We start from the raw sequence: 12813 nt of genomic DNA, 5'->3' as shown, positions 1-12813 counted from the left end.
AAGGACAGAACGATGGAGTTCCCCACCTTCCCCCGCGGCCGCACCCTGAGGCGCGCCGCCGCCACCGTCGCCGCCCTCGCCACCGTCACGCTCGTCGCCTCGGGCTGCGCCCTGACGGCCGGCAGCGACGACGCGAGCTCGGGCTCCGGCTCGGGCGGCACCGAGTCGATCGCGTTCGTGCCGAAGCAGCTCAACAACCCGTACACCGACGTCGTGCTCGGCGGCGGCGAGGAGGCCTCGAAGGCGATCGGCTACGACTACAGCGTCGTCGGTCCGCTCGAGGCCAGTGCTTCGTCGCAGGTGACCTTCCTCAACACGCTGACGCAGCAGGGCACGAACGTGATCGTCATCGCGGCGAACGACCCCGACGCGGTCGGGCCAGCCCTGAAGGAGGCGCGTGACGGTGGGGCGAAGATCGTCGCGTTCGACTCCGACACCAACCCCGACTACCGCGACGTGTTCGTCAGCCAGGTCGAGGCCAAGGACGTCGCCCTCATCCAGATCCGTCAGATGAGCGAACAGATCGGCGGACAGGGCGACATCGCGATCCTCTCCGCGACGGCGAACGCCACGAACCAGAACGAGTGGATCAAGTACATCCAGGAAGAGGTCGACACCAACCCCGACTACGCGGGCATCACCATCGTGAGCACCGTGTACGGCGACGACGACGACGCCAAGTCCTTCCAGGAGGCGCAGGGCCTGCTGCAGGCCAACCCCGACCTGAAGGGCATCATCTCGCCCACCACGGTCGGCATCGCCGCGACGGCCCGCTACCTGTCGACGTCCGAGTACAAGGGCAAGGTCGCCCTGACCGGCCTCGGCCTGCCCAACGAGATGCGCGAGTTCGTCAAGGACGGCACCGTCACGGCGTTCGCCCTGTGGGACCCTGCCCAGCTCGGCGAGGTCGCGGCCTACGCCGGACAGGCACTCGTCGACGGCACCATCACCGGCGAAGAGGGTGACACGTTCACCGCGGGCGACCTCGGCGAGCGCACCGTCGGCGCCGACGGCATCGTGATCGTCGGGCCGCCGACCGAGTTCACCGCCGACAACATCGACGACTACGACTTCTAGTCGTCATCGGTGACCGGGGCGGCGGGGTCACCACCCGACCCGCCGCCTCCGGGCACCCTCCCTCGACACCGGACCCGCGCCTCCTCGGCGCCGTCGCATCGGAGCGATCACCCATGAGCACCACCGCCTCGCCGGTCGGCGACCTGCTGCCCCCCTTCCGCCGCCGTCGCACGCGCGTGGGTCTGGTGGCCGGCGGGCTCGGCACCTACTGGCCGCAGTTCCCCGGGCTGCTGCCCCAGTTGCAGGAATCCACCCGTTACGTCGTCGACCGCTTCGGCGGCCTCGACGCCGAGGTGGTCGACACCGGATTCATCTCGGACGCCCAGGAGGCGCGGGTCGCGGCCGACACGCTGCGCACGGCCGACTGCGACCTGATCGTCGTCTTCCTCACCACCTACCTGACCTCGTCCATGGTGTTGCCGATCGCGCAGCGGACCGGTGTGCCCGTGCTCGCGATCGACCTGCAGCCGAGCGAGAAGATGGACCACGACCGCTTCGACACGGGCCTCTGGCTGGCCTACTGCGGTCAGTGCCCGGTGCCCGAGGTCGCCAACGTGTTCCGCCGGGCCGGCATCGAGTTCCGCTCGGTGACCGGACACCTGCGCAGCGAACGAGCCTGGGCCCGGATCGAGCGCTGGGTGCACGCCGCCGGCGTCCGCGCCCGGCTGCGGGAGGCGCGACACGGCCTAATGGGCCACCTGTACCCGGGCATGCTCGACGTCTCGACCGACCTGACCCTGCTCTCCACGCATTTCGGCTCGCACGTCGAGGTCCTCGAGTTCGACGACCTGCGGGTACGGGTCGACGTGGTCACCGACGCCGAGGTGCGCGAGCGGGTCGGCCTGGCGCGCGAGGTGTTCGAGGTCGACGCGTCGGTCGACCAGGAGGACTTCGACTGGGGCGCCCGCGTCTCGGTCGGGCTCGACCGGCTGGTGGCCGACTTCGACCTCGACTCGCTCGCCTACTACCACCGGGGGCTCGAGGGCGAGCAGCACGAGCGGCTCGGGGCCGGGATGATCCTCGGGGCCTCCCTGCTCAACGCCCGCGGGCTGCCCGCGGTGGGGGAGTACGAACTCCGCACGTCGGTCGCCATGCTCGCGGCGCAGGCCCTCGGGGTCGGCGGCTCGTTCACCGAGATCCAGGCGATCAACTTCGACGACGACGTGGTCGAGATGGGGCACGACGGTCCGGCGCACCTCGCGATCTCGTCGTCGCGGCCGATCCTCCGCGGTCTCGGCGTCTTCCACGGCAAGCGCGGCTACGGGGTCAGCGTCGAGTTCGACGTGCAACCAGGGCCCGTCACGACGTTCGGCCTCGGGCAGGACCGCGACGGGGCGCTGTCCTTCGTCACGAGCGAGGGCGAGGTCGTCCCCGGACCCTTGCTCGCGATCGGCAACACGACCTCGCGCGTCGACTTCGGCGGCGACCCCGGTGAGTGGGTCGACCAGTGGTCGCGCACCGGCATCGGGCACCACTGGGGGCTCTGCGTCGGGCACGTCGCCCGCGAGGTCGCCGCGGCCGCCTCTCTGCTCGGCATCGATCACCGGCACGTCTCGGCTCCGTTCGACGACGCCGACGGGTTCGCCCGCAGCCTCGGACCGACGGAGAAGCCGGCATGACCGCCGACGGCCACGAGCGCTACGCCTTCCGCCTGCAGGTGTCTCCGGACCGCCTGACCGAGTACGCGCGACGTCACGCCGAGGTCTGGCCCGAGATGCTGCAGGCGTTGCACGACAGTGGGTGGCACTCGTACTCGCTCTTCGCCTCACCCGACGGGCTGCTGGTCGGCTACGTCGAGGCGCTCTCGCTCGACTCCGCCCAGGCCGCCATGGCCCGCACCGACGTCAACGCCCGCTGGCAGGCCTCGATGGCCGAGTTCTTCTCCTCGCTCGACGGCACCCCGCCCGACGAGGGCTTCGAGCTGCTGACGCAGGTCTTCAACCTCGAGGCCCAACTCGGCCTCGCCGGCGGTGGCCGCTACCGCACCCCGCACACGCACACCACCACGACGGAAGAAGCATCATGACCACCTTCGAGTCCATCGCCCCGACGCTCGAGCGCCAGGCCATCGAGCTGCCCAGCTGGGCCTTCGGCAACTCGGGCACGCGGTTCAAGGTGTTCGGCACGCCGGGCACCCCGCGCACGCCCGAGGAGAAGATCGCCGACGCCGCCCGCGTGCACGAGTACACCGGCCTGGCACCGAGCGTGGCGCTGCACATCCCGTGGGACGAGGTCGACGACTTCGGCGCCCTGCGCTCGTACGCGGCCGGGCTCGGCGTCTCGCTCGGCACGGTGAACTCCAACACGTTCCAGGACGACGCCTACAAGTTCGGCAGCCTGGCGCACAGCGACGCGGCCGTCCGCCGCAAGGCGGTCGACCACCACCTGCGCTGCCTCGAGATCATGCACGAGACGGGCTCGCGCGACCTCAAGATCTGGCTCGCCGACGGCACGAACTACCCCGGGCAGGACAGCCTGCGCCAGCGGCAGGACCACCTGGCCGAGTCGCTCGCCGAGATCTACGCCGGCCTCGGCGACGAGCAGCGGCTCGTGCTCGAGTACAAGTTCTTCGAGCCGGCGTTCTACCACACCGACGTGCCCGACTGGGGCACGAGCTACGCCCAGGTGAGCGCCCTCGGCGACCGGGCGCTGACCTGCCTCGACACCGGCCACCACGCCCCGGGCACCAACATCGAGTTCATCGTCATGCAGCTGCTGCGCCTCGGCAAGCTCGGCTCGTTCGACTTCAACTCTCGCTTCTACGCCGACGACGACCTGATCGTCGGGGCGGCCGACCCGTTCCAGCTGTTCCGCATCCTGTTCGAGGTCGTCGACGGCGGCGGACTCGACGTCGGCTCGCCGGTGCAGTTCATGCTCGACCAGTGCCACAACGTCGAGGACAAGATCCCCGGCCAGATCCGCAGCGTCCTGAACGTGCAAGAGATGACGGCGCGCGCCCTGCTCGTCGACCGTCCGGCGCTCGACTCCGCCCGCGCCTCCCACGACGTGCTCGGCGCGAACGCCGTGCTGATGGACGCGTTCTACACCGACGTCCGCCCGGCCCTCGCCGACTGGCGCGCGTCGCGCGGCCTGCCCCGCGACCCGATGGCCGCCTACCTCGCGAGCGGCACGCCCGAACGCCTCGCCGCCGAGCGCGTCGGCGGCAAGCAGCTCAGCTGGACCTGAGCCGCCGCACCCCGCACCGACCACCGACGTCCCAGAGAGAACGAGTGATGACCACCACGAGCACCACCACCCCCGCCGACCTGATCGCACGCAGCAACCGCCTCGGCGCCGACCCGGTCAACACCAACTACGCGGGCGGCAACACCTCGGCCAAGGGCACCGCGACCGACCCGGCGACGGGCGAGCCGGTCGAGCTGCTCTGGGTCAAGGGCAGCGGCGGCGACCTCGGCACGTTGACCGAGCCGGGTCTCGCGGTGCTGCGCCTCGACCGGCTGCGCGGCCTCGCGACCGTGTACCGCGGGGTCGAGCACGAGGACGAGATGGTGGCCGCCTTCGACTACGCCCTGCACGGCAAGGGCGGCGCGGCACCCTCGATCGACACGGCCATGCACGGGCTGGTCGACGCGGCCCACGTCGACCATCTGCACCCCGACGCCGGCATCGCGATCGCGACCGCCGCCGACGGCGAGCGCCTGACCGCCGAGATCTTCGGCGGTGCCGTCGTCTGGGTGCCGTGGCGTCGGCCGGGCTGGCAGCTCGGCGCCGACATCGCCGCCGTCAAGGCAGCCCACCCGGAGGCGCGGGGCACCATCCTGGGCGGTCACGGCATCACCGCGTGGGGCGACACGAGCGACGAAGCCGAGCGCAACTCGCTGTGGATCATCGAGACCGCGCAGGCCCATCTCGACCGGCACTCGCGGCCCGAACCGTTCGGCCCCGAGCTCGACGGCTACACCGCGTTGCCGCAGGCCGAACGCCGGGCGAAGGCGGCGGCACTGGCCCCCGTGCTGCGCGGGCTCGTCTCGACCGACAAGCCCCAGGTCGGCTCGTTCACCGACAGTGCCGAGGTGCTCGACTTCCTGTCCAGCGCCGAGCACCCTCGCCTGGCCGCCCTCGGCACCAGCTGCCCCGACCACTTCCTGCGCACGAAGGTCACGCCGCTGCTGCTCGACCTGCCCGCCGATGCCGGCATCGACGAGTCGATCGTCCGACTGCGCGAACTGCACGAGCGGTACCGCCTCGACTACCAGGCCTACTACGACCGCCACGCGACGGCCGACAGCCCGGCCATCCGCGGGGCCGATCCGCTCATCGTGCTGGTGCCCGGCGTCGGCATGTTCTCGTACGGCAAGGACGCCCAGACCGCCCGCGTGGCCGGCGAGTTCTACGTCAACGCGATCAACGTGATGCGCGGCGCCGAGGGCGTCTCGAGCTATGCGCCGATCGACGAGGCCGAGAAGTTCCGCATCGAGTACTGGGCCCTCGAAGAGGCGAAGCTGCAGCGGATGCCCGCGCCGAAGCCCCTCGCGACGCGTGTCGCGCTGGTCACGGGCGCGGCGTCGGGCATCGGCAAGGCCATCGCCACCCGCCTCGCCGCCGAAGGGGCGTGCGTCGTCGTCGCCGACCTCGACCTCGCTGCGGCGCAGGCCGCCGCCGCCGAGATCGGCGGCCCCGACGTGGCCCGCGGCGTCGCGGCCGACGTCAGCGACGAGGCCGCGGTCAAAGCGTCGATCGACGAGGTGCTGCTCGCGTTCGGCGGGCTCGACCTGGTGGTCAACAACGCCGGGCTCAGCCTGTCGAAGTCGCTGTTCGAGACGACCGAGGCCGACTGGGACCTGCAGCACGACGTCATGGCGAAGGGCTCGTTCCTCGTCGCGAAGAACGCCGCGCGGGTGCTCGTCGACCAGGGCCTCGGCGGCGACATCGTCTACATCTCGTCGAAGAACTCGGTCTTCGCCGGGCCGAACAACATCGCCTACAGCGCCACGAAGGCCGACCAGGCCCACCAGGTCAGGTTGCTCGCAGCCGAGCTCGGCGAGCACGGCATCCGCGTGAACGGCATCAACCCCGACGGGGTCGTGCGCGGCTCGGGCATCTTCGCCAGCGGGTGGGGCGCCAACCGTGCGGCGACCTACGGCGTCGACGAGAAGGATCTGGGTGCGTTCTACGCCCAGCGCACCATCCTCAAGCGCGAGGTCGTGCCCGAGAACGTCGCCGCCGCCGTCTACGCGATCTGCACGAGCGACTTCTCGCACACGACCGGGCTGCACGTGCCGGTCGACGCGGGGGTCGCCGCGGCCTTCCTGCGATGAACCCGTCTGCGATGAACTCGTCTGCGATGAGGCCCGCCAGGCCGGTCGCGGGTGGCGTCGTCGCCGCGGTCGACCTCGGCGCGACGAGCGGGCGCGTCGTGCTCGGCCACGTCGACCGCGACAGCGTGCGGCTGCAGCACGTCGCCCGCTTCGCGAACGAGCCGGTCACGCTGCCCGAGGGACGGCCCGTCGGTCAGGGCACGAGTGCCGGAGGCGCGGGCCGGGTCGGGCTGCACTGGGACGTCACGGGGCTCTGGCGGTCGGTCACCGCGGGGCTCGCGCAGGCACTCCGCGACGAACCCGGTACGGCCTCGGTCGGCGTCGACTCGTGGGCGGTCGACTACGGCCTGCTCCGCGACGGACGCCTGCTCGGCGCCCCCTACCACTACCGGGACGAGCGGTCGGCGGCCGGCGTGGAGGCCGTGCACGCCGTCGTGCCGCCCGCCGCGCTCTTCGCCCGCACGGGTCTGCAGCACCTGCCGTTCAACACGGTCTTCCAGCTCGCGGCCGACCGCGCCGCCGGGGTGCTCGAGCCCGCCGATCGGGCCCTGCTCGTGCCCGACCTCGTTTCGTGGTGGCTCACCGGCACCGCCGTCACCGAGCGCACGAACGCGTCGACGACGGGGCTGCTCTCGCCCGTGACGGGGGAGTGGGACGTCGAGCTGCTCGGTCGTCTCGGCCTCGCGACCGACCTGTTCGCACCCCTCGTCGACCCGGGTGCCTCACTCGGGGCGCTGTTGCCCTCGGTCGCCGCGGCGATCGGGGCGCCGACCTCCCTCGGGGTCACGGCCGTCGGCTCGCACGACACCGCCTCGGCCGTGGTCGCCGTGCCGCTCGCGGGCGACGACGCCGCCTACGTCTCGAGCGGCACGTGGTCGCTCGTCGGTCTCGAGCTGCCGTCGCCCCTCCTCGGCGACGAGGTGCGGGCTGCCGGCTTCACGAACGAGGGCGGCGTCGACGGCCGCGTGCGCTTCCTCAAGAACGTCTCGGGCCTCTGGCTGCTCAGCGAGTCGATGCGTGCCTGGAGCCGCTCGGGGACCTCGGCCGCCGAGCGTAGCAGCGACCTCGCCGCCCTCCTCGCCGAGGCGGCCGCCGTCACCCGGCCCGTCCCGGTCTTCGACGCCACCGACACCCGCTTCACGCCGCCCGGCGACATGCCCGCACGCATCGAGACGTGGTGCGTCGAGCACGACGTCGCGCCCCCGCGGGGCCGGGCCGAGACGGTGCGGAGCATCCTCGAGTCTCTCGCGGCGGCCTACGCGGCGACCCTCCGGGACGCCGAGCGGCTCTCGGGTCGCACGGTCCGCACCGTGCACGTCGTCGGGGGCGGGTCGCAGAACGAGCTGCTCTGCCAGCTGACCGCCGACCGCACCGGCCGCACCGTGCTCGCCGGTCCCGTCGAGGCGACCGCCCTCGGCAACGTACTCGTCCAGGCGCGGGCCGCCGGTCTCGTCGACCGCTCGTCCTCCCTCGAGTCGCTCCGCGCGCTCGTGGCCGCTTCGTCCGCCCCCGTGACGTACCGCCCGCGGTCGGGAGCGTCCTCGGCCGCCGCCCGCGCCTCCTGATCTCCTCCCTCCCCACCGACCCGGAAGGACCGTCCCCATGGTCGACCGCCGCCTGCCGAAGTTCCACGACCTCGCGCCGCTCATGCAGTTCAAGAAGCCCACCTTCGACCTCAAGGCGAAGCGCCTCCGCGAGGCGTTGACGATCGAGGACCTCCGGCGCATCGCGAAGCGGCGGACGCCCACGGCGGCGTTCGACTACACCGACGGCAGCGCCGAGGCCGAGATCTCGCTGCGACGCGCACGACAGGCGTTCCGCGACGTGCAGTTCAACCCGGCGATCCTGCACGACGTCGCGACGGTGGACACCGGGTGGGACGTGCTCGGGAGGCGGGTCGAGCAGCCGTTCGGGATCGCACCGACCGGCTTCACCCGCATGATGCAGACCGAGGGCGAGAAGGCGGGTGCCGCCGCGGCCGCCGCCGCGGGCATCCCGTTCAGCCTGTCGACGATGGGCACGGCGAGCGTCGAGGACGTCGCGGCCGCCGCACCCGGGGGCCGGAACTGGTTCCAGCTGTACATGTGGAAGGACCGCGACCGATCGATGGCGCTGGTCGACCGGGCGGCGAAGGCCGGGTTCGACACGCTGCTGGTGACGGTGGACGTCCCGGTCGCGGGGGCGCGCCTCCGGGATTCGCGCAACGGCATGACGATCCCGCCCTCGCTGACGCCGAAGACGATCATCGACGCGTTGCCTCGGCCGTGGTGGTGGGTGGACTTCCTCACGACCGAGCCGCTCGCGTTCGCGTCGCTCGACCGCTGGTCGGGCACGGTCGCCGAGCTGCTGAACACCATGTTCGACCCGACGGTCACCTACGACGACCTGGCCTGGATCAAATCACAGTGGCCGGGCAAGCTCGTCGTCAAGGGCGTGCAGACCGTCGACGACGCCCGCCGCGTGACCGATCTCGGCGTCGACGCGCTCATCCTGTCGAACCACGGCGGGCGTCAACTCGACCGGGCGCCGATCCCGTTCCACCTGCTGCCCGACGTCGTGAAGGAGGTCGGCGCCGACACCGAAGTCCATCTCGACACGGGCATCATGTCGGGTGCCGACATCGTCGCCGCGGTCGCGCTCGGGGCCCGGTTCACCCTGATCGGCCGGGCCTACCTGTACGGGCTGATGGCCGGCGGACGCGAGGGCGTCGACCGGGCGATCGAGATCCTGTCGGTCGAGATCGCCCGCACGATGCGTCTGCTCGGGGTCAACTCCCTCGACGAACTCGAGCCCCGGCACGTCACCCAGCTCGAGCGCCTGGTGCCGCGCGCTCGCGGGTGACACCCCACACCGCGTTTCGTGCACCGCACCCCGACCAGTCGTGGTGCGGTGGACGAAACGCGGTGCAGTGCGAGCCGGCGCCTAGTGGCGGGTGGGGTCGTCCGAGTCCTTGGCGACCGTGACCTTCTCGCCGTCGACCTCGTCGCGCTTGGCCTTCTGGGCGTCGCCGCGGGTCTTGGCGAGGCTGGCGATCGTGGCCACGGTGATGGTCGCGCCGATGAAGAGCAGCGAGAACCAGATCGGGATCTCGGGCACCCACAGCAGCGGTTCGCCGCCGTTGATGAACGGCACCTCGTTGACGTGCAGGGCGTGGAAGACGAGCTTGACGCCGATGAACGCGAGGATGATCGCGAGACCCTGCGACAGGTACACGAGACGCTCGAGCAGTCCGCCGATCAAGAAGTAGAGCTGGCGCAGACCCATCAGGGCGAAGGCGTTGGCCGTGAAGACGATGTACGCCTCGTTGGTCAGGCCGTAGATCGCGGGGATCGAGTCGAGGGCGAAGACCAGGTCGACGAAGCCGATCGCGATCACGCAGAGCAGCAGCGGCGTCACGAAGCGCTTGCCGCCCTTCTTGACGGTGAACTTGTCCTCGTGGAACTCGTCGTCGACGGGCAGGACGCGGCGGGCGATCTTGACGAAGGCGTTGTCGGCCGCGTTGCCGCCGTGGTCGCCCTTGATCTGCTGGTAGGCCAGCACGAAGAGCAGGGCGCCGAAGAGGTAGAAGACCCACGAGAAGTTCTCGATCAGCGCGGCGCCGGCGGCGATGAAGCCCGCACGCATGATGAGCGCGATGACGATGCCGATCATCAGCACCTTCTGCTGGTACATGCGCGGCACGGCGAACCCGGTCATGATCAGCAGGAAGACGAACAGGTTGTCGATCGACAACGCCTTCTCGGTGAGGTAGCCGGCGAAGTACTCGCCGCCGAAGCCCCAGCCGCTCACGAAGCCGATGCCGACGCCGAACAGCAGCGCGAGGCCGATGTAGAACGCCGACCAGCGGGCGGACTCGCCGATCGTCGGCTCGTGCGGCTTGCGCACGTGGGTGAAGAACTCGAACACGAAGAACGCGATGGTGACGGCGATCGTGATGAGCCAGGTGGTCAGTGAGACGTCCACGGGGATGCTCCGGGTGGGTCGGGCTGATGAGGCGGGTCGGGCTGAGCGGCGCGAACGGCCGGACAGCGGAGAAGGCTCGTGACGAGCGGAAAGGCTCCTGAGACGACGGTACGTGGGGGTCCGCTGGGGGCGTGCCCTCAAGCGACCGTGACAGTGCTGAGAAGCTGCAGTGCGTGCAAGGCCCGCACCCGCATCACCGGGGCGGCCGATGCCCCGGCCGGCACCGAGGCAGGAGGCGCTCCGGCTACGGCCGGGGCGGCAGGTGCACCCCGGCGAGCATGCAGCGCACGGACCCGCCGGCGAGCTCGATCGTCGGCACCTCGAGCGGCAGTGGCCGTGCGTGCCGCCATACGGTGCGGCGTTGCGACGGGGTGAGGGACGCCCATCCTCGTGCCGAGATCGCCAGCACGGGCCCGTCGGCCCCCGCCAGTTCGAGCGCGTTGCCCGCGAACTCGCCGAGCTGGGCGCGGGTCAGGGCGACCACCTCGCGTCCGGAGGCCGACAGGCGCTCGACCACGCGCCTCCGTTCGCTCGGGGACGCGATCGACTCGAGGCCGACCAGGGCGAACCGCGACGCCACGCTCATCATGACGTTCGTGTGGTAGATCGGCACGCCCGTCGCGTCGGTCGCGGTGAAGGTCAGGGGCTCGTAGCCGAGGTCGGAGCAGACCAGGGCGACGGCAGCCCGTTCGGCCCGGTGCGAGAGCGTGACGTAGGCGACGCGCCCGACGTGGTCGAGGACGAGCGCCCCGGTGCCCTCGACGACGATCCCGCGCCGTTCGAGCGGGGACCGGTCGAGCACCTCGGTGACGCGGTACCGCTCGCGCAGCAGGTCGACGACGTCCGTGCGTCGCTCACCCCGACGGTTGGGCGAGTGCATCGGGTAGAGCACCACCCGGCCGTCGTCGTGGGTCGAGAACCAGTTGTTCGGGAACACCCCGTCGGGCCGGTCGGTCCGCTCGTCGTCGACGAGGTGCACCGTGACGCCCGCCGCGCACAGTGCCTCGGTCGCCCGGGTCACCTCGTCGAACGCGCGCGCCGCGAGCTGGGCCCGGGTCGCGTCGACCTCGGCCGGGTCGGTCTGGAACGCGTTGTCGGCCGCGGTCTGCGGGTTCGGCGTGAAGTGGTGCGGCCGCACCATCACGACCGCGGCGGGCGACTGGAGGGCCGTCCGCGCCTCCTCGTCGGCGCTTCGGGTGCGCGAGGAGGCGCGGAGTGCGGGGGACGCCGGCGGCGTCACCACGGCGGTCGCCGGGGACGAGGAGGCGCGGGGCGGGGGAGCGACGGTCGTCACGACGGTCTCGGCGCGGCTTCGGCGGTGGGTGCGGTCCGGGGCGGTCGGGGACTCAGGCGCCGACGGGTCGGCGGGCGGCGACGAGGCCGAACAGGTCCTTCGGGTCGTCGGGGTCGGCGACGAGGTCGATCTCGACGGCGTAGTCGGTGCCGACGACGTCCTGTCGGAGGTACTTCAGGGCGCACACGTCCTCGACGGCGAAGCCGACCGAGTCGAAGATCGTGATCTGCTCGTCGCTCGTGCGCCCGGGGCGCTGCCCGGCGACGACCTGCCACAGCTCGGTGACGGCGAAGTCGGCCGGCTGGTGCTGGATCTCGCCCTCGACGCGGGTCTGCTCGGGGTACTCGACGAAGACGTCGGCCCTGCGCAGCGTCGCGGGGTCGAGCTCGGTCTTGCCCGGGCAGTCGCCGCCGATCGCGTTGACGTGGACGCCGGGGCGGACGGCCTCGTCGGGCAGGACGACCGCGTTCTGCTTGTCGGCCGTGCAGGTCGTGATCACGTCGGCGCCGTCGGCCGCCTCGCCGGGGCTCGCGCAGACCGTGATGTCGAAGCCGAGCGGCTCGAGGTTGCGGACGAACTTCGCGGTGGCGCCGGGGTCGACGTCGAACACGCGGACCGTGTCGAGCCCGAGGGTCGAGCGCATCGCGAGGGCCTGGAACTCGGCCTGCGAGCCGGCGCCGATCAGGGCGAGCACGCGCGAGTCGGCCCGGGCGAGGCGCTTGGCGGCCATCGCGCTCGTGGCGGCGGTCCGCAGCGCGGTGAGGATCGTCATCTCGGCGAGGAAGGTCGGGTAGCCCGTGTCGACGTCGGCGAGCACGCCGAACGCGGTGACGGTCTGGTAGCCGCGGCCCGGGTTCGACGGGTGGCCGTTGACGTACTTGAAGCCGTAGGTCTCGCTGTCGCTGGCCGGCATCAGCTCGATGACGCCGATGGGGCTGTGGGAGGCGACGCGGGGCGACTTGTCGAAGGCGGGCCACCGGGCGAAGTCGCGTTCGAGGGCGGTCACCATGCCGCTGGTGATCGGGCCGACCCCGCGGTCGGTGACCCATCGGATCATGTTCTGCACATCCACGAAGCGCACCACGGCGACCTCCTCCTGCTCGGCCCGGTTCGGTCGTCGCGTCCGGGTGGCACCACGTTAGGACTGGGCGATGTGCAGCCACAATCACCATCGAGCGCCATTCCGCACGCTCGATCACC

The 12813-nt window shown here is 71.5% G+C and carries 10 protein-coding genes; 7 read left to right on the top strand and 3 right to left on the bottom strand.

What is annotated here, in order from left to right; all coding sequences use genetic code 11:
* Positions 1 to 12 precede the first annotated feature (12 nt).
* From rhaS to EDF21_RS13160, 7 genes are all read left to right on the top strand, one after another.
* Positions 13 to 1077 (top strand): rhamnose ABC transporter substrate-binding protein, encoded by a 1065-nt coding sequence (gene rhaS, locus EDF21_RS13190; protein WP_043594744.1) that lies wholly within the window; start codon positions 13 to 15, stop codon positions 1075 to 1077.
* 113 nt (positions 1078 to 1190) lie between these two features.
* The gene (locus EDF21_RS13185) at positions 1191 to 2696 is read left to right on the top strand and encodes an L-fucose/L-arabinose isomerase family protein (RefSeq protein ID WP_123571649.1); all 1506 of its coding nucleotides are present in this window, start codon (positions 1191 to 1193) and stop codon (positions 2694 to 2696) included.
* The gene (locus tag EDF21_RS13180; RefSeq protein WP_043594745.1) at positions 2693 to 3103 is read left to right on the top strand and encodes an L-rhamnose mutarotase; all 411 of its coding nucleotides are present in this window, start codon (positions 2693 to 2695) and stop codon (positions 3101 to 3103) included. Before EDF21_RS13185 ends, EDF21_RS13180 begins: the two co-directional genes overlap by 4 nt.
* Positions 3100 to 4263, top strand: a complete 1164-nt coding sequence (rhaI, locus tag EDF21_RS13175) for an L-rhamnose isomerase (protein ID WP_123571648.1) — start codon at positions 3100 to 3102, stop codon at positions 4261 to 4263. The genes EDF21_RS13180 and rhaI overlap by 4 nt, the downstream gene beginning before the upstream one ends.
* Before the next feature lie 47 nt (positions 4264 to 4310).
* Positions 4311 to 6356, top strand: a complete 2046-nt coding sequence (locus EDF21_RS13170) for a bifunctional rhamnulose-1-phosphate aldolase/short-chain dehydrogenase (protein ID WP_043594748.1) — start codon at positions 4311 to 4313, stop codon at positions 6354 to 6356.
* 26 nt (positions 6357 to 6382) lie between these two features.
* Positions 6383 to 7921, top strand: a complete 1539-nt coding sequence (locus EDF21_RS13165) for a rhamnulokinase family protein (protein WP_233568498.1) — start codon at positions 6383 to 6385, stop codon at positions 7919 to 7921.
* A gap of 37 nt (positions 7922 to 7958) precedes the next feature.
* Positions 7959 to 9197, top strand: a complete 1239-nt coding sequence (locus EDF21_RS13160) for an alpha-hydroxy acid oxidase (protein WP_043594750.1) — start codon at positions 7959 to 7961, stop codon at positions 9195 to 9197.
* Positions 9198 to 9278: 81 nt separating this feature from the next.
* Here the strand turns inward: EDF21_RS13160 and EDF21_RS13155 are convergent, their stop codons facing one another.
* From EDF21_RS13155 to EDF21_RS13145, 3 genes are all read right to left on the bottom strand, one after another.
* Positions 9279 to 10319, bottom strand: coding sequence for a TerC family protein (locus EDF21_RS13155; protein WP_056049019.1), 1041 nt, complete (start codon positions 10317 to 10319; stop codon positions 9279 to 9281).
* 244 nt (positions 10320 to 10563) lie between these two features.
* Positions 10564 to 11613 (bottom strand): citrulline utilization hydrolase CtlX, encoded by a 1050-nt coding sequence (gene ctlX, locus EDF21_RS13150; RefSeq protein ID WP_233568497.1) that lies wholly within the window; start codon positions 11611 to 11613, stop codon positions 10564 to 10566.
* A gap of 52 nt (positions 11614 to 11665) precedes the next feature.
* Positions 11666 to 12697 (bottom strand): ornithine cyclodeaminase, encoded by a 1032-nt coding sequence (locus EDF21_RS13145; protein ID WP_056049016.1) that lies wholly within the window; start codon positions 12695 to 12697, stop codon positions 11666 to 11668.
* Between the last annotated feature and the right edge of the window lie 116 nt (positions 12698 to 12813).

Origin of the sequence: Frigoribacterium sp. PhB118 (assembly GCF_003751725.1) — a bacterium.
GTDB lineage: Bacteria > Actinomycetota > Actinomycetes > Actinomycetales > Microbacteriaceae > Frigoribacterium.
This window is presented reverse-complemented; position numbering and strand designations above follow the sequence as displayed.